The sequence below is a fragment of the Mucilaginibacter sp. 14171R-50 genome, from assembly GCF_010093045.1.
In the GTDB taxonomy this organism is placed as follows: Bacteria; Bacteroidota; Bacteroidia; order Sphingobacteriales; family Sphingobacteriaceae; genus Mucilaginibacter.
Genome location: NZ_CP048115.1, coordinates 2,503,776 through 2,529,508 on the forward strand (window position 1 = coordinate 2,503,776; position 25,733 = coordinate 2,529,508).

At 43.4% G+C, this 25,733-nt stretch carries 28 protein-coding genes; 12 read left to right on the forward strand and 16 right to left on the reverse strand.

Translation table 11 applies throughout. The features are described from left to right. Positions 1-42 precede the first annotated feature (42 nt). The 5 genes from GWR56_RS11515 to GWR56_RS11535 all read left to right on the forward strand — a co-directional run bounded on the left by GWR56_RS11515 (position 43) and on the right by GWR56_RS11535 (position 3,937). The gene (locus GWR56_RS11515) at positions 43-438 is read left to right on the forward strand and encodes a DUF4783 domain-containing protein (protein WP_162431388.1); all 396 of its coding nucleotides are present in this window, start codon (positions 43-45) and stop codon (positions 436-438) included. Positions 439-479: 41 nt separating this feature from the next. Then, a complete protein-coding gene (gene nadC / locus GWR56_RS11520) occupies positions 480-1,328 on the forward strand; it encodes a carboxylating nicotinate-nucleotide diphosphorylase (protein ID WP_162431389.1) in 849 nt (282 codons plus the stop codon). Positions 1,329-1,465: 137 nt separating this feature from the next. Further along, on the forward strand, positions 1,466-2,113 hold the full coding sequence (plsY, locus tag GWR56_RS11525) for a glycerol-3-phosphate 1-O-acyltransferase PlsY (RefSeq protein ID WP_162431390.1): 648 nt from the start codon (positions 1,466-1,468) through the stop codon (positions 2,111-2,113). A gap of 6 nt (positions 2,114-2,119) precedes the next feature. Further along, positions 2,120-2,923 carry a M48 family metallopeptidase gene (locus GWR56_RS11530; RefSeq protein ID WP_162431391.1) on the forward strand — a complete coding sequence of 268 codons (804 nt, stop codon included), beginning with the start codon at positions 2,120-2,122 and terminating at the stop codon, positions 2,921-2,923. A 264-nt stretch (positions 2,924-3,187) separates the two neighbouring features. After that, positions 3,188-3,937, forward strand: coding sequence for a YqjF family protein (locus GWR56_RS11535; RefSeq protein ID WP_162431392.1), 750 nt, complete (start codon positions 3,188-3,190; stop codon positions 3,935-3,937). Between the two features lie 71 nt (positions 3,938-4,008). Here the strand turns inward: GWR56_RS11535 and GWR56_RS11540 are convergent, their stop codons facing one another. The 5 genes from GWR56_RS11540 to GWR56_RS11560 all read right to left on the reverse strand — a co-directional run bounded on the left by GWR56_RS11540 (position 4,009) and on the right by GWR56_RS11560 (position 9,887). Beyond that, on the reverse strand, positions 4,009-5,283 hold the full coding sequence (locus GWR56_RS11540; RefSeq protein ID WP_162431393.1) for an anthranilate synthase component I family protein: 1,275 nt from the start codon (positions 5,281-5,283) through the stop codon (positions 4,009-4,011). A 16-nt stretch (positions 5,284-5,299) separates the two neighbouring features. Next, the gene (locus GWR56_RS11545; RefSeq protein ID WP_162431394.1) at positions 5,300-5,545 is read right to left on the reverse strand and encodes a hypothetical protein; all 246 of its coding nucleotides are present in this window, start codon (positions 5,543-5,545) and stop codon (positions 5,300-5,302) included. 206 nt (positions 5,546-5,751) lie between these two features. Further along, entirely contained in the window at positions 5,752-7,029 is a 1,278-nt protein-coding gene (locus GWR56_RS11550; protein ID WP_162431395.1) for an adenylosuccinate synthase, read from the reverse strand. Positions 7,030-7,075: 46 nt separating this feature from the next. Beyond that, positions 7,076-7,546 (reverse strand): Fur family transcriptional regulator, encoded by a 471-nt coding sequence (locus tag GWR56_RS11555; protein WP_162431396.1) that lies wholly within the window; start codon positions 7,544-7,546, stop codon positions 7,076-7,078. Between the two features lie 118 nt (positions 7,547-7,664). Beyond that, entirely contained in the window at positions 7,665-9,887 is a 2,223-nt protein-coding gene (locus GWR56_RS11560) for a bifunctional (p)ppGpp synthetase/guanosine-3',5'-bis(diphosphate) 3'-pyrophosphohydrolase (RefSeq protein WP_162431397.1), read from the reverse strand. 107 nt (positions 9,888-9,994) lie between these two features. Between GWR56_RS11560 and GWR56_RS11565 the strand changes: the two genes are divergently transcribed. From GWR56_RS11565 to GWR56_RS11580, 4 genes are read left to right on the forward strand one after another with little or no spacing between them, the layout of a single operon-like run. After that, entirely contained in the window at positions 9,995-10,612 is a 618-nt protein-coding gene (locus tag GWR56_RS11565) for a DUF4294 domain-containing protein (RefSeq protein WP_162431398.1), read from the forward strand. Next, complete coding sequence (locus tag GWR56_RS11570; protein WP_162431399.1) at positions 10,613-11,116, forward strand: glutathione peroxidase; 504 nt, start codon at positions 10,613-10,615, stop codon at positions 11,114-11,116. Between the two features lie 12 nt (positions 11,117-11,128). Then, positions 11,129-11,854 carry a bacillithiol biosynthesis deacetylase BshB1 gene (gene bshB1 / locus GWR56_RS11575; protein WP_162431400.1) on the forward strand — a complete coding sequence of 242 codons (726 nt, stop codon included), beginning with the start codon at positions 11,129-11,131 and terminating at the stop codon, positions 11,852-11,854. Between the two features lie 11 nt (positions 11,855-11,865). After that, entirely contained in the window at positions 11,866-12,174 is a 309-nt protein-coding gene (locus GWR56_RS11580) for a hypothetical protein (RefSeq protein WP_162431401.1), read from the forward strand. Between the two features lie 65 nt (positions 12,175-12,239). Here the strand turns inward: GWR56_RS11580 and GWR56_RS11585 are convergent, their stop codons facing one another. The 3 genes from GWR56_RS11585 to GWR56_RS11595 form a co-directional block, all read right to left on the reverse strand. Further along, a complete protein-coding gene (locus GWR56_RS11585) occupies positions 12,240-12,680 on the reverse strand; it encodes a hypothetical protein (protein WP_162431402.1) in 441 nt (146 codons plus the stop codon). A 163-nt stretch (positions 12,681-12,843) separates the two neighbouring features. Next, complete coding sequence (lat, locus tag GWR56_RS11590; RefSeq protein WP_162431403.1) at positions 12,844-14,175, reverse strand: L-lysine 6-transaminase; 1,332 nt, start codon at positions 14,173-14,175, stop codon at positions 12,844-12,846. 266 nt (positions 14,176-14,441) lie between these two features. Beyond that, positions 14,442-15,332, reverse strand: coding sequence for a 1-aminocyclopropane-1-carboxylate deaminase/D-cysteine desulfhydrase (locus GWR56_RS11595; RefSeq protein ID WP_162431404.1), 891 nt, complete (start codon positions 15,330-15,332; stop codon positions 14,442-14,444). A gap of 78 nt (positions 15,333-15,410) precedes the next feature. On the opposite strand from GWR56_RS11595, the gene GWR56_RS11600 reads away from it, so the two are divergent. Further along, on the forward strand, positions 15,411-16,469 hold the full coding sequence (locus GWR56_RS11600) for an RluA family pseudouridine synthase (protein WP_162431405.1): 1,059 nt from the start codon (positions 15,411-15,413) through the stop codon (positions 16,467-16,469). A gap of 98 nt (positions 16,470-16,567) precedes the next feature. Next, positions 16,568-17,404, forward strand: coding sequence for an aminotransferase class IV (locus GWR56_RS11605; RefSeq protein ID WP_162431406.1), 837 nt, complete (start codon positions 16,568-16,570; stop codon positions 17,402-17,404). Between the two features lie 51 nt (positions 17,405-17,455). On the opposite strand, the gene GWR56_RS11610 is transcribed toward GWR56_RS11605, so the two are convergent. From GWR56_RS11610 to GWR56_RS11620, 3 genes are read right to left on the reverse strand one after another with little or no spacing between them, the layout of a single operon-like run. Further along, positions 17,456-18,079 carry a hypothetical protein gene (locus GWR56_RS11610; protein WP_162431407.1) on the reverse strand — a complete coding sequence of 208 codons (624 nt, stop codon included), beginning with the start codon at positions 18,077-18,079 and terminating at the stop codon, positions 17,456-17,458. Positions 18,080-18,120: 41 nt separating this feature from the next. Then, positions 18,121-19,038 carry a methionyl-tRNA formyltransferase gene (fmt, locus tag GWR56_RS11615; RefSeq protein WP_202925312.1) on the reverse strand — a complete coding sequence of 306 codons (918 nt, stop codon included), beginning with the start codon at positions 19,036-19,038 and terminating at the stop codon, positions 18,121-18,123. A 29-nt stretch (positions 19,039-19,067) separates the two neighbouring features. Then, complete coding sequence (locus tag GWR56_RS11620) at positions 19,068-20,312, reverse strand: exo-beta-N-acetylmuramidase NamZ domain-containing protein (RefSeq protein WP_162431408.1); 1,245 nt, start codon at positions 20,310-20,312, stop codon at positions 19,068-19,070. Between the two features lie 85 nt (positions 20,313-20,397). On the opposite strand from GWR56_RS11620, the gene GWR56_RS11625 reads away from it, so the two are divergent. Beyond that, on the forward strand, positions 20,398-21,618 hold the full coding sequence (locus tag GWR56_RS11625; RefSeq protein ID WP_162431409.1) for an FtsX-like permease family protein: 1,221 nt from the start codon (positions 20,398-20,400) through the stop codon (positions 21,616-21,618). A gap of 46 nt (positions 21,619-21,664) precedes the next feature. Here the strand turns inward: GWR56_RS11625 and GWR56_RS11630 are convergent, their stop codons facing one another. The 5 genes from GWR56_RS11630 to GWR56_RS11650 all read right to left on the reverse strand — a co-directional run bounded on the left by GWR56_RS11630 (position 21,665) and on the right by GWR56_RS11650 (position 25,728). Next, on the reverse strand, positions 21,665-22,384 hold the full coding sequence (locus GWR56_RS11630; protein WP_162431410.1) for an outer membrane beta-barrel protein: 720 nt from the start codon (positions 22,382-22,384) through the stop codon (positions 21,665-21,667). Between the two features lie 22 nt (positions 22,385-22,406). Continuing rightward, positions 22,407-23,114, reverse strand: coding sequence for a PorT family protein (locus tag GWR56_RS11635; RefSeq protein ID WP_162431411.1), 708 nt, complete (start codon positions 23,112-23,114; stop codon positions 22,407-22,409). 93 nt (positions 23,115-23,207) lie between these two features. Continuing rightward, positions 23,208-24,620, reverse strand: coding sequence for an outer membrane beta-barrel protein (locus GWR56_RS11640; RefSeq protein WP_162431412.1), 1,413 nt, complete (start codon positions 24,618-24,620; stop codon positions 23,208-23,210). Continuing rightward, a complete protein-coding gene (locus tag GWR56_RS11645) occupies positions 24,613-25,167 on the reverse strand; it encodes an RNA polymerase sigma factor (RefSeq protein ID WP_162431413.1) in 555 nt (184 codons plus the stop codon). The genes GWR56_RS11640 and GWR56_RS11645 overlap by 8 nt, the downstream gene beginning before the upstream one ends. A gap of 138 nt (positions 25,168-25,305) precedes the next feature. Further along, complete coding sequence (locus GWR56_RS11650) at positions 25,306-25,728, reverse strand: hypothetical protein (RefSeq protein ID WP_162431414.1); 423 nt, start codon at positions 25,726-25,728, stop codon at positions 25,306-25,308. Between the last annotated feature and the right edge of the window lie 5 nt (positions 25,729-25,733).

Sequence of the window (25,733 nt, forward strand, 5' to 3'; positions counted from 1 at the left end):
TATTTTTGTGCAACAATTCTTTAGTTTAATGGTCATATCATTATGAAACTAAGATATCTGCCGATGCTCTCCCTTTTTTACCTGTTGCCGCTGGTAGCTACCGGGGGCACTATTGAAAAAATCGCCGATTTTTTTAAACAAGGTAACGCCCACGAAATAGCGAAGTTTTTTGCTGTAAATGTAGATATCAGCATTTTAGACGAAAGCAATGTATATGCGAAGGCGCAATCGGAAATGATATTGGATAAATTTTTCAGAGAGAATAAACCGCATTCGGTAAAAATACTGCACCGTGTAAGCTCAAATCCTAATTACAACTTTGGCGTGCTTATATTAACTACAGATAAGGGCAAGTTCAGGGTGTCGTACACGCTCAAAGATATCAATAAGGATATGGAAATTATTGAGTTGAGAATTGAGACCGAAAAACCTAATTAATTGTCAAATGTTCTTACTTTTGAAGCTCAAAAATCAAAGGTTTGGATAAAGAAATTATACACCAGTTTATTGTTAATGCTTTAATTGAGGACGTAGGCGATGGCGACCATACTTCGCTCTCGACCATAGAAGCAGGCACACAAGGCAAAGCCAAATTATTAGTTAAAGATACCGGCATACTTGCAGGGGTAGAACTTGCCCGGGAGATATTTCGAGAGGTTGACCCTAACCTTAGGCTGAATGTTTTTTTAAACGACGGCGCAGAAGTAAAGCCCAAAGATATTGCCTTTGAGGTAGAAGGCGATGCCCGGAGCATACTAAAAGCCGAGCGGCTGGTGCTTAACTGCATGCAGCGTATGAGCGGCATTGCCACCAATACCAACCATATCGTACGCCTGTTACAGGGTACTAATACCAAGGTATTAGATACGCGTAAAACAACCCCGGGACTTCGCTACCTGGAAAAGTGGGCCGTACGCATAGGCGGCGGTGTTAACCACCGTTTTGGATTGTACGATATGATCCTGATCAAAGACAACCACGTGGATTATTCGGGCGGGATACGCCAGGCCATTGAAAATGCCAATAAATATCTTACCGATACCGGGAAAAAACTTGCCATAGAGATTGAGGTGCGCAACCTTGAGGAATTAGAGCAGGTATTGCAAACCGGTAATGTAAACCGTATTTTAATAGATAATTTTAATTTTGATGACCTGAGGCAGGCAGTAAATATGATACAGGGCCGGTATATCACCGAAGCATCAGGCGGTATAACCATCGATAACATACGCGATTATGCCGATTGCGGCGTAGATTACATATCGGTTGGCGCACTTACACACTCTGTAAAGAGTTTAGACCTTAGCCTGAAAGCTGTAAAAGCGTAGTCCAGGCTTGCCTTTCAACCGGATTGTATAAATGCTTTTTTAAAGGGCTTTGTGTTGCCGGGGATTTTGGGGAGCCGTGTAAAATTATAATGATATATTGCGTAGTATTAACATCAATTTAATAATATTGCAGGCAGATGCTATCAGTCTACTCGATTTCAGCGCTTATTCTGGCTTACCTATTCGGATCAATTCCTACTGCAGTATGGATAGGGCAGGCGTTTTACAATGTTGACGTACGCGAGTACGGCAGTGGTAACGCAGGCGCAACCAACACGTTTAGGGTGCTTGGTAAAAAGGCCGGCATACCGGTTATGCTGCTTGATATTTTAAAAGGATGGACCGCCACCAACCTGGCTTATGTTATCGGGGTAACCACCACCGGCGCTTTCCACTCTATAGCGTTTACCAATTACGAATTAGCTTTGGGTATAGCCGCGGTTATGGGCCATTTGTTTCCGGTTTTTGCGGGTTTTAGGGGCGGCAAAGGCATTGCTACCCTTTTTGGAATGATATTAGCTATTAATTTACCGGCTGCTTTACTTTGCGTGCTGGTTTTTATTGTTACGTTGCTTATAACCAGGTATGTATCGTTATCGTCTATATTAGCCGGTTTTATGTATCCCATCGGTGTAACTTTTATTTTCCCGGTGTATATTAAATCGGTCATAATATACGGAATGTGTATATGTATATTGATCCTGGTTACGCATCAAAAAAATATAGAACGGTTACTAAAAGGCAAAGAGTCGAAAGTTAATTTATTTAAAAAGAAAACTGCCTGACTTACCATGAAAAAACTCAAACCAATTTTGGCGATGGCAATTATTGCCGTTGCTGTTTATGCCTGTTCCACCGTGCCGTTAACAGGCCGTTCACAACTCAGTTTAGTAAGCGATGATCAGATTAATCCGGCCGCGGCGCAAAGCTACCGACAGTTATTATCAGACCCCAGCACAAAAGTAATCAATACCGGTACTGATGCCCAGCGTGTAAAGCGCATTGGCAACCAGCTTGCCGCGGCAATTGACAATTATTTAAAGGCCAACGGTTACGGCGACCAGTACAATTATCAATGGGAGTTTAACCTGATACAAAGTAAAGAGGTAAACGCCTGGTGCATGCCTGGCGGTAAAGTTGCTGTGTATAGCGGTATATTACCTTTAACACAAACCGATGCGGGTTTGGCCACTGTTATGGGCCACGAAATTGGACACGCCATTGCTCACCACTCGGCCGAAGCGCTTTCGCAGCAAATGGCTGTGCAGGCGGGCGGTGCCGCAGTTAGCGCTGCAACGGGCAATAAATCGCAAACTACACAAGCCATTATAGGTACACTGTATGGCGTTGGTGGCCAGTTAGCAACATTAAAATACTCAAGGGATAAAGAAAATGAGGCCGATAGATTAGGTTTAACCTTTATGGCTATGGCCGGTTACGACCCGCGCCAGGCGGTTAGCTTTTGGCAGCGCATGGCCGCCCAAAATCAAGGCGCCCCGCCAGAGTTTTTAAGCACACACCCCAGCGATGCTACCCGTATTGCCAATATTCAAAGGCTGATACCTGAGGCACTGAAGTATTACAAAGGAAGATAAGAAGTTACAGTATAAACATTCAAAAGGTCGCAGAGATTTATACTTTGCGGCCTTTTGTGTTTTAGCTATGTAAATTGCGAAGCGCAAATTTACTCACCCGGTCTCTGCTTCGCTCGACCACCCTCTGTGCTGTGCAAGAGGGTAAAATAAAATCTCTCCTCACCCTCTTTGCGCAGCAGAGAGGACCGCGCACGCAGTGCCGCGGGGTGAGTAGAAATAGGCAATAGATCATAAACAAACCTTGTCTTTCACCGTTTTAACATCATGCCCACCTCTAAATCCCGCTTTCTTACTGCCCAATGGCGCAACCTGGTAATGCTTAATTATGAGGTTGACCCCGAGATATTGAAACCCTACTTACCTGCCGCCACAGAGATAGACCTGTGGGAGGGGAAAGCGCTGGTAAGCATGGTAGGCTTTATGTTTAAAGATACCCGGGTGCTCGGTATTAAGTGGCCGTTCCATGTAAATTTCGAGGAAGTGAACCTGCGCTTTTACGTACGCCATTTTGATGGAAAGCAATGGAAACGCGGCGCAGTATTTATCAGCGAAATAGTGCCAAAAAGCATGATCGTGCTTATTGCCAACAACCTGTATAAAGAGCACTACCGGGCACTACCTATGCGGCATGCGATCACTAAAGATGGAGCCAGTCATACCCAGTTTTTATATGAATGGAAACTTAAAGGCAAATGGAATAAACTTGGCGCTACGGTGCGCAACAGCCTTACCCAGATAAATGCAGGCAGTGCCGAAGAATTTATTTTTGAACATTACTGGGGTTATAACCGCCTTACCGACCGCAAAACCATGCAGTACCAGGTAGAGCACATTGCCTGGCAAATTGCCGAAGTAAAGGATTTTATTTTCGAAGCGGATATCAAGGAGTTGTATGGTGATGCCTTTGTGCCGTACCTGAGCGTAAAGCCCTTTTCGGTCTTTTGGGCAAATGGGTCCGAAATAGCCGTTAGGATAGCGGATAAGTTATTGTTGGATCCGGTGTTGCCGGGATAAGTAACTTTGTCAGTCTGAGCTTGTCGAAGACCTAAACGCTTTGCGAATGGTTCTGCAATTCGCCATTACTATTAACTTTTACCCGCTACCCCCAGTACTTCCAAAACAGCTTTCGCTTTAAGTAAACATTCCTCGTATTCTTGCTCTGCATTGGCGTGATACGTAATGGCGCTGCCTACATGAAGGGATAGATACTTTTTCGTGGAATTATAAAGCAGCGTACGTATCACTACGTTAAAATCAAAATCACCATCCGGACTGAAATAACCTATCGCTCCGGAATATACACCGCGTTTACTGCGTTCGTACTGTTCCATTAGCCGCATGGCGCTTATTTTTGGCGCACCCGTCATGCTGCCCATAGGGAAGGTGTTTTTGATGGCATCCACAGACGTTACTTCATTCCTCAATTCGCACACTACAGTTGATACCATCTGGTGCACCTGCTTAAAGCTTTGAATATTGTAAAGGTTTTCGGTTTTAACGGTGCCGGGTTTAGCCGAATGGGTCAGGTCATTCCGTACAAGGTCTACTACCATTACATTTTCCTGCAGTTCTTTGGGGTGGTTGCGCAACTCTTCGATGATGGTTTTATCTATAACCTCGTCATCATCACGTCTGGCGGTACCCTTTATTGGTTGGGAGATTAGCTTGCTGCCCCGCTTCGCCAAAAAACGCTCTGGGGAAGCGCACATGATATAATTGCCCTTCCATTTGAAAAAGGCAGAGAAGGGCGTAGGCGATAGGTCATTTAAATTATTAAAGATAGACAATGGCTCTATCACTGTATTATCCGCGTAAAATTCCTGGCAAAAATTGGTTACATACATATCACCGCGGATAATATGTTGTTTTATCTTGTCAACAGTTTCCACGTATTCCGGCCTGCTGAAACGCGGCTGCAGGTTAATAGTCGGCTGCTGCTTACCATTTACGAGTTCGAATCTCGTACATGCCTCCAATATTTGGTTTTCGTTTTCGCCAATTATCTCAACAGTATTTCCTTTGATGCTGATGAGGATTTCCGGCGCGAAAAAGTACATATCCGGAAATTGAAGCCGATCGGGATTGTCTGACTGAAGGCCTTCTATTTCGTTCTTCAGGTCGTAACCAAAAAAGCCTGTTAACCAGCCGGGGTTGTTATTCTTAAATGCCGAAAGTCGCTCAAAAGCGTTACCGGAATTTGCCATAAGTTCGGCTCTGGCACCAACGGCTATCAGCGTATCGAATTTACCATAGGGGTCGGTAAAACTGTTGCTATCAAGGTAACACAGGGTGTCAAAGTTTGAGGCCCAGGCAAGCGCTTTTTGTTTAAATAATGCTATGTCGGTTACCTCGGTTATCACATGGCAAATTTAATAGTTATAAACCTTCTTTCTCTTTCATCCAGGTGTCAAATCCCTTTTTTTGATTGTGAAGAGTTATGGTTATGAATATGGCAGGTAGCAAACCTAAAGAAAAGTTGAAAAGTAAAAATAAAACAAATAATATCATCACACCATAGATACAATAGCCAAGGCGTTTCCGGTCTTCATCGTATAATTCATAACCGGATAGTTTGATGCCTAAAAAAGAACAGTAAAGTAGCAATGCCCACGATATAAGCATTAAATAAATTTGGTAACCGTTGTTATAAGTCAATGTAAACAACAGCAATAAAACCCCTAACAAACAGCATACTAAAGAAATATATGAAGCGATCTTAAGTGTGGATGGCTTAAACATGATGGTTGGTTTAGTTTTTAAATATAATAGATTTTCAACAAAAAGCCCCGATAAAATCGAGGCCTTTTGTATTGTTTTATAAGGTGTGCTTATTGCAATACCAAAGTCTGTTTCCTGTCCGGGCCAACAGATAGCCATTTTACAGGCACTTCAAGTTCAGCCTCCAGAAATTTAATATAGGCTTGTAGTTTTTCAGGGATTTCGTTTAGTTCGGTAATGCCGGTAAGGTCTTCGTTCCAGCCGTCAATTTCTTTCAGCACCGGGTGTGCGTCAACCGAGCAAATATCGTAAGGCATATAGTCAATTTGCTCGCCCAGGTAGTTGTAGTGGGTGCAGGCATATATCTTATCAAATCCGCTTAGTACATCGGCCTTGGTCATTACCAGTTGTGTTACACCGTTAAGCATAATGGCGTATTTAAGTGCCGGCAGGTCTATCCAGCCGGTACGGCGCGGCCTGCCTGTAGTAGCGCCAAACTCGTGCCCTATACGGCGCAGTTCTTCGCCCATTTCGTCGTTAAGTTCGGTAGGGAAGGGGCCGCCGCCTACACGGGTACAATACGCCTTAAAAATGCCAATCACATCGCCAATTTTGCTCGGGGCGATACCTAAACCGGTACAAGCGCCGGCCGCGGTAGTGTTTGACGATGTAACAAACGGGTACGAGCCGAAATCAATATCAAGCATAGCGCCCTGTGCGCCTTCGGCCAACACTTTTTTGCCCTGTTTAATATAGTTGTTTACCAGGTGTTCGCTATCAACCAGCGGGAATTGCTTGATCAGTTCAACTGCTTCAAAAAATGCCGCTTCGCGCTCGCTAAAATCAGCCACTTCGCCATACATGGCTTGCAGCATCGAGGTGTGTTTATCAACCAGTTTCTGGTAGCGATCTTTAAAATCGGGCAGGGTAATATCACCAATACGTAAACCATTGCGGCCGGTTTTATCCATATAAGTTGGGCCTATACCTTTTAAGGTCGATCCAATTTTGCCATCGCCCATTTTCTTTTCAGAGGCCGCGTCAAGCAACTGGTGCGTTGGTAATATCAGGTGAGCCTTTTTTGCTATCTGCAGGTTTTTTTTCGCCAGCAGATCGTGGCCTGCGTCTTTCAGTTTATCAAGCTCTTTTTTTAAGGTGATGGGGTCAATAACAACACCGTTACCTATCAGGTTCATGGTGTTATCAAAGAAAATGCCCGAAGGGATGGTGTTTAAAACAAACTTTTTGCCTTCAAACTCTAAGGTGTGGCCGGCATTTGGCCCGCCCTGAAAACGTGCTATCAGGTCGTAACCCGCACTTAACACATCAACAATTTTACCTTTACCTTCGTCGCCCCACTGGAGGCCTAATAATACGTCAACAGCCATTAAATGATACTTTTCTTGAAATAAGTTTTAAATGAGATTTGTGTGATTACGATACCTTTCTGTCGCAAAAACCATTGCGAAGCTTTATGCAGTTACCGTATAAATTTAGTGAGTGGTGTTTAATATCGAACTTTAAGATATCGCCCATCATGCTCTGGATCTGCTGGATACGCGGATCGCAAAACTCAACTACCTTGCCGCAATCGATACAGATAATATGGTCGTGCTGTTTGTAGCCGTACGATTTTTCGAACTGGGCCATGTTTTTGCCAAACTGGTGCTTGGTTACCAGGTCGCACGATACCAGCAATTCAAGGGTGTTATAAACGGTAGCACGGCTAACACGGTATTTTTTATTTTTCATGTGGATGTATAACGATTCCACATCGAAATGATCGCTCCTCGAGTAAATTTCTTCGAGTATGGCAAAGCGCTCGGGGGTTTTCCTCAGGCTTTTATTTTCAAGGTAGGCCTCAAAAATCTTTTTTACCAACGCAATGGTTTCCTGTACAGGCATAATGTTAAATTAACAAAGCAAAGGTATAATAAAATATAATATAGAGTCAAAAAACAAGAGTCAAGAGCCAAGAAAATGACATTCGGTCTTGGCGCTAGTTTCTAATATCTTACCTCTTTTATGATGCTTTTTCTATAGCCGAATCAAACCGGGTAACACCGGTAATACCTTTTACCATTTTTAAGTTACGTATCAGGTTATCCAGGTGTTGCGTGTCGTTTACATACACCATTAATGATCCCTCAAATATCCCGTTATCGCTATCCACTGTTATCGAACGGATATTAACCTTAAAATCCTGCGATATTACGGTGGTAAGCTTGTTTATCAGGCCTACATCGTCAATACCGGTAATACGCAAGCCGGTTAAGAAAGCCAGCTCCTGCTGGTTGGTCCAACGGGCCTTAACAATGCGGTAGCCATAATTAGCCATTAATTTAGCGGCATTAGGGCAATTGGTACGGTGTATTTTAATGCCGTCGCTCACCGTTACAAAGCCAAACACATCGTCGCCGGGGATAGGGTTACAGCAATTTGAGAGCTTATAATCTATCTTCTGCAGGTCCTCGCCAAAAAGCAACACATCGCTATCCTTGGTTTTTATATTTTTTACCAGGCTTTGTAACTGCTCGTGCTCAATTTTATCCTGCGGCTTGTTCTCAATGGTTTTTTCAGATGCCTGGTACTCCTTCAGGTCCTTCATATCAATGAGCCCCTTGGCTACATTGTAAAAAAGGTCCTGTGTTGATGGCAGCTTAAAATAGTAGCTCAGCTTATGTATATTCTCTGAGTTGTAAGTTATTTTTAACGATTTAAGCTTACGCTCCAGTATCTCCTTACCGTCCTCAGCAATTTTGCGTCGTTCTTCTTTAAGTGCCGATTTGATTTTGGCCTTGGCTTTTGCCGTAACCACAAAGTTCAGCCAATCCTCTTTAGGGGTTTGCTTTCCGGAGGTTATGATCTCTACCTGGTCGCCGTTCTGCAATTTATAGCTTAGCGGCACCAGTTTATGATTAACCTTAGCGCCGATGCAGCTTGCGCCAACATCGGTATGTATCTCAAACGCGAAATCAAGCGCCGTGGCGTTCAGCGGTAATTGTATCAAAGCGCCCTTTGGTGTAAAAATGAAAATCTCGTCGCTAAACAGGTTCATTTTAAAATCGTCAAGGAAGTCGAGCGCGTTAGAGTCGGGATTCTTCAGCATATCCCTAACCTTTTGCACCCAAAGGTCCAAACCGCTATCGGTTGATGATTCTTTGTATTTCCAGTGCGCCGCAAAGCCTTTTTCAGCAATCTCGTTCATGCGTTTAGTACGTATCTGCACTTCAACCCATTGCCCCCGGGGGCCCATAACCGTAGTATGTAACGATTCGTAACCGTTTGCCTTCGGCGATGATATCCAGTCGCGCAGCCTGTCGGGGTTAGGGCGGTAAAGGTCGGTAACTATCGAGTAAGCTTTCCAGCAATCGGCTTTTTCATTTTCTGGTGTACTGTCCAAAATTATCCTGATGGCAAAAAGGTCGTAAACCTCCTCAAACGGGATCGCCTTTTTCTTCATCTTGTTCCAGATGGAGTGGATGGATTTTGGGCGGCCGAATAATTCGCCGTGCAGGTCCTGTCCCTCCAGTACCTTTTGTACCGGCTCAATAAAATCGCGGATAAATTTTTCGCGTTCGGCCTTCTTTTCGTTCAGCTTGTTTTTAATGAACTGGTAGGTCTCGCGTTCCATGTATTTCATAGAAAGGTCTTCCAGTTCAGATTTTATAGCATATAAACCCAGGCGGTGGGCAAGCGGTGCGTACAGGTATACCGTTTCTGACGAGAGTTTAAGCTGCTTATCGCGCGGCATAAACTCCATGGTGCGCATATTGTGCAGCCTATCGGCCAGTTTTATCAATATCACCCTTACATCATCGGCAAGGGTAAGCAACATTTTTCGAAAGTTTTCGGCCTGTAACGAACTGTTGGTATCAAATACACCCGATATTTTGGTAAGGCCGTCAATGATCTTGGCAACCTTTTTACCAAACTCAAGCTCAATATCTTCCAGCGTAACATCGGTATCTTCAACCACATCGTGCAGCAATGCACATACTATAGATGTAGTGCCCAGGCCAATTTCTTCGGCGGCTATCTGCGCCACGGCAATTGGGTGGTATATATACGGCTCGCCGCTTTTACGGCGCATATCTTTGTGGCTCTCCAACGACATTTCAAACGCCTTGCGTATCATCCGCTTATCGCCCTTTTGCAAGGTAGATTTACTGGCGCGCAGCAATGCCCGATACCTTTTCAGTATCTCCTTTTTCTCAGCTTCCAGGTCAATCACTAAATCTTTCATGTATCAGTGTGTATCTCCTACTATCATAAACCTGTAACAATATTTATTATTGCAGGTTATTATAAAATAACAAAATAAAATGCGTTAATTTTGTATCTGGTAAAAATATGAAATTAATTGTTTCGCTATTGTTGTTTTGTTGCGTGGCCGGTGGCTTAAAGGCCCAGGATGAGCGACCCGCACCACCGGTTATACTTGGCAAAAATGATACCATTAAGGTGTACATGACCAAGCTCGACGGCGAGATGGTGCCCTGGATTGTGGAGCCGGAGGTACGCATTGTTGATACCCGCATTTTTGCCAGCGAGCAAGACAGGCTTAATTACAGGCGGTTGCGCTATAATGTTATAAAAGTGCTTCCTTATGCGCGTTTTGCAGGCCAGCGCTATCGGCAGTTGCAGCGCGACCTTGCCCTTACCGGCGACAAAAAGAAGCAAAAGGAATTAATGAAGGCCTGCGAAAAGGAAATAAAAGACCTGTTTAATAAGGATATAAAGAACCTGTCAATTAGTCAGGGCGAGGTGCTTATAAAACTGGTGAGCCGCGAAACCGGCAACACCAGCTATGCTTTAGCGAAAGAGTTGAAGGGTGGGTTTAATGCTTTCCTTTTCCAGTCTGTAGCCCGTTTGTTTGGGCACAATCTTAAAGAAACTTACGACCCCGCTGAGCAACGCGATATCGAAGCTATCCTGCTTGAAGCAGGCTATGTTTCCAGTTCAAATTAAATGGATAAAAGCAACATTTACAGCTTTACAGTTGAAAAACTGGACGGCGAACCTATTACCCTGGCGGATTACAGCAATAAAGTACTGCTTATAGTGAACACTGCATCGCAATGCGGCTTTACACCACAGCTTCAGGATCTTGCAAACCTGAAAACCGAATTTGCCGGTAAGGATTTTGAGATACTGGCTTTTCCATCAAATGATTTTGGCGGGCAGGAGCCGCTGGAGGGCCAGGAAATATCTGCCTTTTGCGCCAATTATGGCAACAACTTCCCCATATTTGAAAAAATAAGGGTGAGGGGACCATATGCGCACCCGTTGTTTAAGTTTTTGGCTGATAAAAAAGAGAACGGCAATATCAACTCAAAACCACGATGGAACTTTCATAAATATCTTATTGACCGCAATGGCCATGTAGTTGATTTTTTTTACCCCTTTACCAAACCTACAACCTCTAAAATAAGAAAACGGATACAGCGCCTGCTGGCTACCGAACCTAAATAATTACGCTTTTTTATGCTTAAATTAGATATTTTAGTTTTACCGGTACATCCCGACGACGCCGAACTGGGCTGCGCCGGTACCATTTTAAAACATGTGCAACTTGGCCACAAAGTTGGCATTGCCGACTTAACCCGCGGCGAATTAGGTACCCGCGGTACTGCTGAGATACGCGACCAGGAGGCTGCAAAGGCAGCTGAAATATTAGGCCTAACCATTCGCGAAAACCTGGAACTTCCCGATGGGTTTTTTGAGAACACCAAACAGTACCAGTTAAAGGTAATTGAGGCCATACGCCGTTACCAACCCGAAATAATTATTACTAACGCCTACCACGACCGCCACCCCGACCATGGCCGGGCCAACGAATTGGTAGAGGCATCGGCCTTTTTATCGGGCTTACGACGTATAGAAACTTTTGAGCGGGGCGAATTGCAGGAGCCGTGGCGCCCGACGCAGGTGCTGCATTTTATACAAGACCGTTACATTAAACCCGATATAATTGTTGACGTTACCGAATTCTGGGAAAAGAAGATTGAAAGTATTTACGCTTACGGCTCGCAGTTTCACAATCCTGAATGGAATGAAGATGAGCCCCAAACGTACATCTCATCGCCCGATTTTATTGAACAAATACAAGGCCGGGGTCGCGAATTTGGCAAAAGCATTAACGCCAAATACGGCGAAGGTTTTACCTCAAGAAAGATCTTGGGTGTAGATAATTTGCTTGATTTGAGGTAGTTTGGAAGTAAATGGCTTTAGATTTTTACGATATTGGTGATAACAAAAGAACGCTGCGGCTATTTTCTGTTTCTGAGAATGACTTTCAATTTCTTAACGATGCTCTATTGGAACTGAAAAAGTTAAGTGGTTTTAACATCGATTATTATGGAACGACAAGAATTTACAGTCAACAGGTCCAGGTGCTCTCTACATACATTCAAAATATCGCGAGCGAACTAAAGGACTTTGGGAATGAAAAGATTAAAAAAGATTCTTTGATGCAACTTAATAAATACCTTTGCAAGGTTAAGGATGGGTTTCTGATTATAGGAGATTAAATCAAATAACATAAACCAAAAAGGCCGCTCAATTGAGCGGCCTTTTTTTGTTTAATAGTTTGAACTTAAACCCCTACGTATTCGAAGCGGTTATTTTCGTTGCTTCTTTCGCGCTTCAGCTTGTTTTCTTTCGCAAGCTTTAACAGTATGCCCGATAGTTCGGATGTTTTAAAGTCCGAATCGAATTTCTCCTTGCAATAATCTGCTATGGATGATATCGAATGCGGTGTTTTAAAGTAATCGCTTGATAGCAATTGGTTCAAAACCTTGGTAGCGCCTGGCTTTTTGCGGCTCTGTGTCAGTTCATTTACCTCGTTTCCCCTCGATGGCCTGCGGCCCCTCTTATTGAAAATTTCAGTTCCTTCCGTATCCACCCGCTCTGTTTCCATAATCTCGTCTAATAGCCTGTCTACAACTCTAACTTGCACGGCTTCAGACTGGAAAGAATTAACAACCTCAGCAATTTCTGTAAGTTGTTTTTTTAATTTTTCAATTTGTCTGCTCATTATATTAAATATCCCCTTCTACTATATCTACGTTCTCAAATGTATATATGTAACATCATTTGATATAATATTAACGCGTTTGCGCAATTATAGTATTTGATAAATAAAAAAAGCGCCGGTTTGTGTTAAAACCGGCGCTTGTAGCAATATTATTACACTTTTATTATAGTTGAGTTAATATTTTTTCAAGCATATTCATACCCTCGTCAATATGTTTGTTTTCCATGATCAGCGCCGGCCTGAAACGTATGCTTTTGTTGCCGCAGCCCAGGTACATAATATTATTTTGCAAACCTATGTTGATGAACATATTACGCGTATTGCTATCAGGAAAATCGAACGCGGTTAATAAACCCTTACCGCGCACGTTACTGATCATGCTGTTTTTCTGCGCGATGTTTTTTAAGCTGGTTTGCAAATACTCGCCGGTTCGGGCGGCATTATCGCAAAGGCCGTCCTCTTCAATGATCTCCATTATCTTTGCCGATCGTACCATATCAACCAAGCTGCCGCCCCAGGTTGAGTTAATGCGCGATGAAACCCGGAACACATTGTTTTCTACCTCATCTACTTTTTTGCCGGCCAGTATGCCGCACACCTGCATCTTTTTGCCAAAGGCCAGTATATCGGGGCGGGCGTTTTCACCAAAGTGCTGATGCAGCCAAAATTTGCCGCTAAGGCCAACCCCGGTTTGCACCTCGTCGTATATCAGCATCGCTTCGTTCTCGTTTGCAAGCACCCTTAACTGTTCCAGAAACTCCTGCCTTACATGTTTATCACCGCCTTCGGATAATACAGGCTCTATAATTATGGCGCAAACATCGTCGGGATTATCCGCAAAGGCTTGCTTGATCTGCGCTATCGACCTTGCTTCGCGGGCCAGCAGGTCGCCCATGTTGCTATCAGTAAGCGGGAAGTGTATCTCGGGTAACGATACCCGCGGCCAGTCGAACTTGGCAAACCACTTGGTTTTAACGGGCTGTGTATTGGTTAAACTTAAAGTATAGCCTGACCGGCCGTGAAAGGCATTTTCAAAGTGTATTACCTTAAAGCCTTTTTCGGTAGTGATGCCTTTAGCAAAATTTTTCTGAACCTTCCAGTCCATAGCTACTTTAAGCGCGTTCTCGATAGCCAGCGAGCCTCCTGCTATAAAAAAAGCGTGCGGTAAATAATCGGGGATACCAACACGGTCAAATGTTTCTACAAACTGGGCGTATTGCTCGGTATATATATCAGAATTCGACGGGTTGGTTAATGCCGCCAGCATCAGGTTTTTTTTAAAGTTTTCGTCGTTCAGCATTTTAGGGTGATTATAACCCAGCGGTACCGAGGCGAAGCAAGTAAAAAAATCTAAAAGGGTGCGGTTGTTCTTTGAATCGTAAATATGGACGCCCTGGCTTTTTTCCATATCGAAGGTAAGGTCGAAACCATCGGCCAGGATATGTTTGCTAAGGGTAGCCAAAACGTTTTGCGGAGTTACGTGCAATTTGTGCATAAAGGATGAAAATTGGTTATACAAAGCTAACAAAAAGGCCTAAATAACAATAATTTAAAGGTTTTTATACCGATTGACTAAAAAGTAACTTTAAACGAACTAAACCTATTTTTTGTACTGAACAGCTTATTGGTATACCGATAACGATGTGCAGATGTGCAGATTTTAGATGTGCAAATGAGCGCAAAAAGGCACAGTTATGTAATATGAATTGTGACGTTGGAAGACAAAATATCTGCATATCTGCACATCTGAAATCTGCACATTTACACAAATTTATCCTTCATACCCAGCAAACCCCAAATGCCTCCACTGTGGATGGCCAGTATTTTACTGCCGGGTGCAAAGTGATTTTTAGCGGCAAGATCATATATCGCATAAAGCATTTTGCCGGTGTAAACAGGTTCTATCAGCACCCCGGTATCAGCAACAAACTGTTTAATAAATTGAATAAGCTGCGGATCGGTTTTAGCATATCCGCCAAAATGGTAACCAGTGTGCAATGTATATTTTGCGGGAACGCTCAAAAAGCGGTCGATCTCATCTCGAATAAACTCACCATTTTTAAAGACCGGAACTGCGTTAAAATGGGTAAGTAAAACATTTAAGGTTATGCCATTTATAATGCCCGCCGCTGTTGTACCGGTGCCGCATGCACAAAAAATATGATCGTAAGTTTCCGTAAGCTCGTTAACCAGTTCGCTGCAGCCTTGCGCGCCTTCGGCAGATGCACCACCCTCGTCAATAAAAAAAGCGTTTTCATCACTACCGAAAACGTCGTCAAACAAAGCTTTTTTATCACGATAACTGTCGCGATTGGTATATATCAACTGCATGCCGTGCAGTTTGCACAAGAACAAGGTATCGTTTTGCACGTCTTCGCCGCGCACAAAGCCCGTGGCTTTAAAACCAAATTTAGCTGCCGCCGCTGCTGTTGCCAGTAAGTGATTGGAAAACGCCCCGCCAAATGTTACCAGGTGGGTTTTGTTTTGCGCCCGCGCACTTCGCAGTACGTACTTTAGCTTGCGCCATTTGTTGCCCGATATCATGGGATGGATAAGGTCGTCGCGTTTGATAAAAACCTTAAGCCCTTTATCAATAAACAGCGTATTGTTGATTTGCTGAACGGGGCTGTATATGTCGAGGCTGATATCCACATTGCAAACTTATAAAGTAAAGCTGACATATTGTTATAGCGCCTTTGGGCTTAACCTTAATAACGTTACTTTTGCCACATGATCGACGAGACCGCCATAACCGAGAGCGATGAACAGGACCTATTTGAGCACCTGCGCGTGGTTGTTGATAAGGGCCAGTCGTTGTTACGGATAGATAAGTTTTTAATGCACCGGGTGGAGAACGCGTCGCGCAACCGGATCCAGAATGCGATAGAAGCGGGCAACGTGCTGGTGAATGACAAGCTTGCCAAATCAAGTTATAAGGTAAAGCCCCAGGATATAATATCTGTAGTGTTGCCGCACCCGCCGCGCGATACCGAAGTTTACCCCGAGAACATTCCCATTGATATTGTTTACGAGGACGATGATGTACTGATAGTGAACAAACCTGCCGGTATGGTAGTGCACCCGGGTTATAATAACTATACGGGTACGCTGGTAAATGCGCTGGTGTATCATTTTCAGCAATTGCCGACCCTGCCGGGTAACGATGGCCGCCCGGGGCTGGTGCATCGCATTGACAAGGATACCAGCGGCTTGTTGCTCATCAGCAAAAATGAGCGCAGTATGAACTACCTGGCCAGGCAGTTTTACGACCATACCATCAATCGTAAATATATTGCGCTGGCCTGGGGTGATATTGAGCAGGACGGCACCGTTACAGGCTATATAGGCCGCAGCGTGAACGACCGAAGGGTAATGTCGATATACGACGACCCGGAGAAAGGTAAGTGGGCTGTAACGCATTATAAGGTGCTTGAGCGTATGGGTTATGTCACCCTTATTGAGTGCAAACTTGAAACCGGCCGCACGCACCAGATCCGTGCGCACATGAAGCATATTGGCCACCCGCTGTTTAGCGATGCTATGTACGGCGGAGATAAAATTTTGAAAGGTACCGTATTTAGCAAGTACCGCCAGTTTGTCGAAAATTGCTTTGAGATAATGCCACGTCAGGCCCTGCATGCAGCTTCGCTCGGGTTTTTACACCCGTCGCTTAAAAAGAATATTTATTTTGAAGCACCGTTACCGGCTGATTTTACAGCAGTATTAGAAAAGTGGCGTAAGTATACCAGCGCCAATGTGCCGGGAGACATACAAACAGAAAACAATTAAATATTTTTGCAATCTTAATTGCCCAAATAACGTTAATAGCACTGATATTAACCGTTTGAAATCCGCAAATTTGCACACCAAAATCAGTACATTCATAAATGCCGCCGCTGTATATAAATTTTAACGGAGAGATACTGCCTGCCGACAGCTTATTGCTTAGTATTGCCAACAGGGCATTCAGGTACGGCGACGGCTTGTTTGAAAGCATGCGGCTGATGAAGGGAAAACTCAAATTCCCCGAACTGCACGCCGAGCGCCTGCAAAAAGGCATGAAAGCTTTGAAGATGGATGGCTACTCGCAAGCCGATAGCTGGTTTTTAAAAGAAAAGGCAGAAGAGCTTGCCCGCCGCAATAAAATAAAGCATGGCCGCCTGCGCCTCACTGTGTTTCGGGACGCAGGGGGGCTTTACACGCCCACTCAAAACAAAATGGCGTATTGTTTGGAGATACAGCCGGTAGATGAGCCGCGATATTTTTTGAACGAGCGCGGCCTGATCATGGATGTATATACCGAACTGCCCAAGCCGTTAAACTGGTTATCAAACATCAAAACCTGTAATTCGCTTTTGTATGTAATGGCGGGGATATTTAAACAGCAAAATAAGCTGGATGAAGTATTTTTAATAAACCAGAACCGCTACCTGTGCGAAGCCAATAGCGCTAATATATTTGTGTGGTATCAAAATCATTTGTACACGCCGGCCTTAAGCGAAGGCTGTGTAGAAGGGGTAATGCGACAGGTAGTAATGAAACTGGCCCGCGAGAATAACATCCCGGTTACCGAAGCCCAGATAAACCCCGAGATACTAAACCAGGCCGACGAAGTATTTTTAACCAATGCCACGAAAGGCATACAATGGGTAATGGGTTATGGGGTAAAACGCTATTTTAACCGCATCAGCAAAGCGCTGATGGATGAGTTAAATAAGGTGTAGGAAAGCGAATACGCAGGCTATTAACGGGTTGCTTATTCAATTTTTTGGTAGTTAGGCCACCCAGCATTTGTACCGAAGCACTTTTACCCACTCGCCATTTACTAATTTAAAAATATACAGGCATCCTCTATCGCTATCATTTAAGCCTATCAATACAAAAGTTCTATCGCTGGAGAAAACTGGTTTTGTGAAATGATAGAAATGCTTTTCCTCAATGGAAAAGCTCTTTTCGTATTGTTCAATGGCTTTTGCTTCCTCTATTTTTAGCTGTTGGGCAGAATAGCCGGTTTTTTGTCTAACAGGTATTATTCCTTTGTTTCGATAACTTCGCATTACCGCATCGGGAGTTTTAAACGGCAAACGACGGATTATTCTATAGCTATTAGTGTATTTCACCGGGGCTTCCAGAGCGATTTTAGCTTTAATAATATTATAATCGCTCCATATTATTCTTCCTGTATCATTTGCTACGTTTTTAACAAAATCGCTTAATGGTATTTCTTGCGCTTTGGAAATACCTTTTAGCTCATTTAAATCATATTTATCGAACTTTGGCACTTCTCCAAATTCATGCAGATAATAAAATTTTGCTTTAGGGTCTACAACTTGTTTATAAACCGTATTGATCAATTTAGCTATCAATGTATCGGCAGATGCTTTGACATTTGCTATCATTACGATGAATAGTAGTATCGTCAGGCAAAACTTGTTCATTTTTACAATTTTACACCCCTCAAAAACTCCTCTATACCCATACGTTTTTTGCCCTCTAACTGCACATCCGTTACGCTGATAAAACCATCCCTGGCGGCAAATTTTAACCGTGTTTTGTTATCGGTTACAAAACCGCCCGCCGCGATGCCGGGTTCGCCGGGCTCATAGGTAGCGTTATATATCTTCAGCACTTTATCGTTTAAAATGGTGTAGGCCGCAGGGGATGGGCTTAACCCGCGTATTAAATTATAAACGCGTTCAACCGGCTGGGTAAAATCTATCAGGCAATCGGTCTTAAATATTTTGGGCGCGTGTTTCAGCTCTGTGCCAGCGGCTAATTGTTCCTGCGGGTGCTCGTTATATTTGCCGCTTTCAATCCCTTTTACAGTTTTAACTAACAGGCCAGCACCCTTGTTCATCAGGCGGTCGTGCAACTCTCCGGCTGTTTCAGTGCCGGTAAGGGTAACCTTTTCGGTAAACAGGATGTCGCCCGTATCAATCTCATGTTTTAAAAAGAAGGTGGTAACGCCGCTTTCCTTTTCGCCATTAATGATCACCCAGTTGATGGGGGCGGCGCCCCGGTATTGCGGCAATAGGGAAGCATGGAGGTTAATGGTACCCTTTGGCGGCATGTTCCAAACTGCCTCCGGCAGCATCCTGAATGCAACAACCACTTGCAAATCAGCTTTAAGGGCGGCTAATTCCGCTAAAAACTCCGGATTTTTAAGCTTTTCGGGCTGCAACACCTTTATGCCCTTTTCTTCGGCATATACCTTAACTGCCGACTGGTTAACCTTTTGGCCACGCCCGGCGGGTTTATCCGGCGCGGTAACAACCGCCACAACATTACAACCTGCTTGTATCAAAGCATCAAGCGATGCAACGGCAAAGGCAGGGGTGCCCATAAATATGATCCTCATGTTGGCTTGCTCAGTTTAATTTAACAGTACTATTTGTATAATAAATATTTGCTGCGTGTAGCTTTAAATTTGGTTAATGCCGGTTCCCAGCTTTGGCGTATCTCAGCTTCGCTTTTACCTGCAATAATTTGTTTTCTTAACTCATCGTTACCGGCAAGCCGGGCAAAATAAGGGATAAAAAAATGCTCCTTATCGGGGTAAATTTTGTACATATCAATAACCCAGGCTAAATTAAGCTTTCCGCTTTTGCGGATGGTTTGCATATTGTAATTTTTAAGGTCAAGGCCATAACATACCTTGTCTTTAAGCGGTGGGTTATCACTCATGCCGGGTATGCTCACCGGTTTAAACGAAAAGCTATACTTCCCCTTAAGCATCGGACTGCCAATAACCTGGAAAGGGAACAGCGTGCCCCTGCCCAAACTAAGCGCCGTGCCCTCAAAAAAGCATATATGCGGATACAATAATATAGACTGTGCGCTGTTTAAGTTTGGCGACGGGCTGACAGGCAGCGTATAATCCATATCGCGTTGATAATTGGCTACTTTAATAATTTTAAGCTTGCATTGTACCTTGTTTTTTAACCAGCCTTCTCCATTTATCATCTGCGCGTATTCCGCTATGGTCATGCCGTGCAATACGGGTATGGGGTGCATACCTACAAACGACCGATAGCCCGCCGTGTCCAGCACGGGGCCATCCACATAAACACCGTTGGGGTTTGGCCTGTCCAATATCATCAGCTCGATATTGTTTTCGGCACAGGCCTCCATTACATAATGCAGGGTTGAAATGTATGTATAAAAGCGAGTGCCTACATCCTGAACATCAAATATCATCAGGTCGATGCCTTTCAGATCCTCAGGAGTTGGTTTGTTGTGTTTGCCGTAAAGCGATATAGCAGGCAGCCCGGTAACTTTATCAATCGTGTTATCGATCTCGGCGCCATCACTGGCATTCCCTCTAAAGCCATGCTCTGGGCCATATATCTTTTTTATGTTTACGCCCAGTTTCAAAAGGCTGTCAACAAGTGGGGTTTTATTGATGCCGATAACAGATGTCTGGTTTATCAGCATACCTATTTTACGGCCCTTAAGATAATCCAGGTAGGCGTCCAGCCTGTCGGCCGCAGGCAGTATAGGCGCCACTATCTTTTTTACCGCGATCTTTTTGGCGGTATTTTGCGTTGCCTTAGGCGATTGCGCAAAATTATCGCATTTAAAAAACAGCAGGCTTACTGCTATCAGTGGGGTATATAATTTGATGCCTATCATAGTTTTTTGATGTTAAAGCAAATTTAAAAGCAGTATGTTTAGTGTAAAAACGCATCTTTGCGAAGTTACAAAAATCATTTCAGCATTGAATTTCGCCAGGTTTATATCAAGTCGTATCACATTCAAGAGCAAGCGCACTTTCTCCAAATTAATTGTGCGCATAGCCATTATTGGTATTATGCTTGGCCTTGGTGTAATGATACTATCATTAGCTGTTATAAAAGGGTTTAAACAAGAGATACGCGAAAAGGTTAGGGGATTTGGTGGGGATATTCAAATTGTTAAAACAGATAACAATACCTCGTATGAAAAATCGAGCTTTACCGATAGCGCCGACGTGGTTAAAAATATCAGGCAGGTTAAACAGGTTGACGCGATCTATCCGTATGCTACCAAGCCGGGCATTATAAAGGCCAATAATGAAATTGAGGGTGTGGTACTAAAAGGGGTGGACAAACATTACAATTGGGATTATCTGAAAAAAGCCCTTGTAGCGGGTACAGTAATTAATTTTACCGATACAACCGATGTGCAGCTGCAGATAATGATCTCGCAGTTGACTGCCAGCCGGCTGAAGCTGAAAGTGGGGGACGACCTGAAAATGTATTTTGTACAGGAGCCTTTACGCCAGCGTAAGCTAAAGATAGTAGGCATATTTAACCTTGGTGTTGACGAGGTTGACAGAACCTTTGTAATTGGCGACCTGGCCCTGATAAAACGTTTGAATGACTGGAATAACGGCGAAATTGGCGGCTATGAGGTTAGAATAAAGGATTTTGACAAACTAAACGCCACTGCCGATTCGATTGATGATAAACTGCCGATTAAATTGAAATCGCACACCATTTTAGAGAACTACCCCACCATATTTGAGTGGCTGGATATGCTGGATGTGAACGCGGTAGTAATGCTGGTGCTGATGACAGCAGTAGCGGTGATTAACATGATATCGGCGTTGTTGATCATGATACTGGAGCGTACCGCCATGATAGGTATTTTTAAAGCTATGGGCGCCGGCAACTGGGTGATACAGAAAGTGTTTTTATACAATGCTGCCTACCTGATAGGTTTAGGCCTGGTATTGGGCAATATTTTGGGCCTTGGACTTGGGTACTTCCAGCAACACACGCACTTTTTCAAACTCGAGGAGGGATCCTACTACATGCGGTTTGTACCCATAAAAATAGTTTGGACGGATGTTTTGATGCTTAATTTAGGCACACTTATCGTCTGTTTGCTGGTGCTTATTATACCATCAATGCTGGTAACCCGCATAACTCCGGTAAAAGCCATCAGGTTTAAGTAAAAGGCCGCTATTTGCTAAGCAGCCTGTCTCAAAAAAGTTTTTGTCGTTAAAAAACAATGCAATTGATGCCCAGGCGTATCACTTCGGTATGAGCGCTAAATGTTGTATTGCCGGTGCCGCCAGCCATAGTACCCAAACTGCCGTTTAAATAATTACTAAGGCCATGGGCGTAACTAAGTGTAATACCTAAACGATCGTAGTGAGCAGCAACACCGAGTTTCAATCGGGTATCCATATTGATATTTTTGATATCGTTGTTTGTCTTATATTTTGTACCGTACGAATTTTTAGCCTCACCTTCGTCGTAAGCATCCGCAACATAAGCGAATTCTAAACCTGCCGTAATATCAAGCTTTATGTTTGATAAAACGAAACGCATGCCCGCGTATGGGTTGGCATTAAGATAATGGGCATTTACTGCTGATGAACCTGTTGCTTTTATAGGGAATGGTACAGCACTCCGGTTTATTTCGGTGATGGTAACCTTACTGTTTAGGTTATCGGTGCCAAGTTGTAAGCCTAAAATAAATTTCGATACTGTAATATATTGCCCCTGGATATAAATGCCATAACCTAACCCATTTTTACTGCCGTAAGGATTATTGGTATAATTAACCACTCCTTCGTTTATTGCGGAAGTTGAGGTAGCAGTGGAGCCTGAAAAATGCATTAGCCCGCCATTGACACCGAACGAAAATTCAGTAGCCTGGGCGAAAAGCTGGGTAGTGATAAAATAAAATAGAACAGAAAATAGTAGTTTCTTCATGTGTGTTATTCAATGTTTATTCTTAATAGGCGCGGAAAATTAGGCCCAACCTCATTATTTCACTGCGTGCGGTGTTCTGTGCGCCTTTAGTAGTTTCTACATAGTTGTTTAACCCGCGCGAATAACTGGCGGTAAGGCCTATCCTTTTATAATAGATCGCTGAACCAAACCTAACGCGACGATCAACAGATATATCTTCTACCTTATCATTGCCAGCCGTATATTTAATTTCGCTATTTGTGCGTATTTTTTGACGACTGCTTAACTTCACGCCAAAATCTAATCCGGGCATAAGGTCTATCTTTATATTATTTAATGAAAGACGATAACCCAGGTAAGGGTTTAAATTAAAAAATTGTTTGATCAGTGTGCTTGTACCATCGTAATGATAAGTTGTAGGGTAAGTGCCTTTCAACTCGTCGATATGTACCTGGCTTCGCAAATTTTCAATACCTGCCTGTAAACCGCCAATAATACCTGGTTTTGAAACATATTGCGCTTGCAACCCAAAACTATTGCTAAACCCACTTTTGTTACCATAAGGGTTGTTATCTCTTTTATCTATAGTGTTAGTTGGACTTGCAGATGGCCCGATGTAAGTGGTGGTTGTTACGTAGTTTCCAACGTAGTGAGAAAGGCCCGCACTTGCATAAATGCTAACCTCGATCTTTTGGGCAGATAGCTGCAGCGCAAATGCAACCAGCACTGCAACAAGTAAAATCCTCTTCATTAATCGTGATAATTGATAGGTAATATGCCCCTAATAACGGCAAAAAAACTGGCAGTGTAATTAAATAACAGAAACAATGCTGTTACAAGGTAATTATTTCTTTCCCTTAAAGCTGAACTTAAGGTTAACACCACCAGCGCCAAAACGGATGTCCTGGGCACCAAGGCCGCCAAGCGGATATTTTACAAAGGGTTCTACTATCAGCCTGTTTTTGCCCAAAGGATACCCAACTCCAAACGATAAATTGAGTGTTTTAGCAAAATAGAAACTGTTGAAGCTATTGTGGGCCGTTTGCTCGGTCTGGCTATTGGGTGCAATAGAAGTACCGTTGCTGTAATTATAACGATACGTATAACTTTCGTCAATAAAAGTGCCCGAGCTTACCCCTGCCAATATATAGGCATCTGTTTTTTGCGGATTAAACTCATACTTTATATTGATCGGGATATCAAGCCCTACCAGGCTTGCATTATAATTTTTAAACACGGGCACAAGCGCGGCCGCAGCGAACAGACTTGCTTGCTTTAACGGCGGCGCAGCCGCAAATACCTCGCCTTTCGCTGCTTGCGGCGCAGCGTTATTGTAATTTAAAGAATTTTGAGCCAACGCTATACCTGTAGATAATTTAAGGTTTTTACTCAGCTTAAAATCGGATGTAAACCCTGCACCGGCGTTTATCTGGTTTGTGCTGCCCTCGGCATAGTTAAAATAGGTAGCGGCATAAATGCTGAAGTTTACCTTTTTACTATGTTCGTTATCGTCGTCTTTCTGCTTTATAATTTGGCGTTTGTCCTCATTAAACATATCGGCCATGGTTTTTTTGGCTGAGGGCGAAGCCCCGTTATTGTTGGTGGCAGCAGCTGCTAACTGCGTTGCACCGTTTACGGTAGCTGGCTGAGCGCTGGCCATTTGCGGCTGGTTTGTAACGTTATTTATAACCTTTTGGCTATCAGAAGCAAGCCCCTTATTACTTGTTGTTGCAGGGTTTGTTTGTACGGTTTGCACAGGTTGTGCTGCAATAAACGCCGGTTGGGGGTGGTCAATTAATACATTTGAAGTTTGCCCCGCTTGCGTGATGCCCGTATTATTTGGATAAGATTTAACTGCAAAATGCCCATTGTTTGCTGGGTTACCAATGTTTTTATGAGTAACTGGCGTAGGGTTGTTGCCCGCAATAACAGGTTCAGGGTTGTTTATGATAGGCGCGGTCTGCTCCCCGGCAGTGTCAGTGCTAAAAGGTTGCCCGTTTTGATGTTTTACGGCGGACTTTACGGCAATACTATTTCCATCGGTACCACCATTATTGTACCACAGGCCGATACCTAAAAACACCAAAATAACGGCCGCGGCACTGCCCCACCATAGCCAGGTTATTTTCCGGCCTTTTTCTTCCACCGGAAATCTATTTTTCAACTGCGCCCAACCATGCTCAGCACCGGGGTGTTCATAGTCATCAAACACCTTCCTGATGTGGTTGGTTAGTTTATTATCAAACTGCTCATCCATGGTTTCGTGTTTCAGTTGTTAACAGGTGCCTTAATTTATCTTTAGCCCGGCTTAAATAAACCCTTGATGAGCTTGCCGGTAAATTCAATATTTTGCCTATCTCATCGTGGTTATAACCATCTATTTCGTACATGTTAAAAATTGTAAGCTGTATTTGAGGCAATTGCTTCATCAGCTTTAAAATATCCTGTGCATTTAAGTTTTCAATTATAGCGGCGTTATTACCAACGCCATAGGCATCTTCTATATCTGTGTTGCTTTGATGCTTTAATTCTTTACGGCGACGGTCGATAGCGGTGTTCACTACAATTGTGCGCAGCCAAGCCCTAAACGGTTTGCCGGCAGAATAAGAATTTATATTATTAAATATCTTGATAAAAGCATCGTTTACAACCTCTAAAGCATCGTCCTCGTTTAAACTGTAACGCATACTTACACCCATAGCATAGCCATAAAACTGTTTATATAGTAATTCCTGGTGTTTTATGCTGCCTGATTTACACTTACTGATTATTTCATCTTCAGTAACGCGGTGAAGTAAATGCATTAATTATGTTAATACTGCTTAAGCTGATTTATACAATACGCGCCAAAACCCTAAACGTTACAAACCCTGCAAATTTTAACAAAATACCAATAGCTTTAGCTATGCCAAACCATGGGTGCCTGAAAAGTTAAAACAATATTAATTAGCCTTTTTCAGATCGTACTGTAAGCTTAACGTATCACCGCTGTTTCTTACCATCTGCAAGATCTTGCCATCGTAAATGTAAAGGTACTCGCCGTTAAGATGGTTTTTTACAGGTACCCCGGTTTTTGGATAGGTGCTATCCATAAACAACATGCTGCTGCTATTAATGCCATAGTGGCCTTTGCTGCCTGCATGTACAGTTGTAGTATCGCCCAGCACATGATACCCAACACCCGGTTCAATCACTACTGTTAAGTTTGTTTTTACGGTATCAATGGTTGTCGCATTTTTTTCACGTGAAACACGCCTGAACTCGCCCGTATAAGAGCCTGACGGCTCCGGAACGGGTTGGTTGTTGTTATTAAAACAACCCGCAAGGGTTACCAAAAGGGGCAATAAATAAATCAGTCTTTTCATATCAT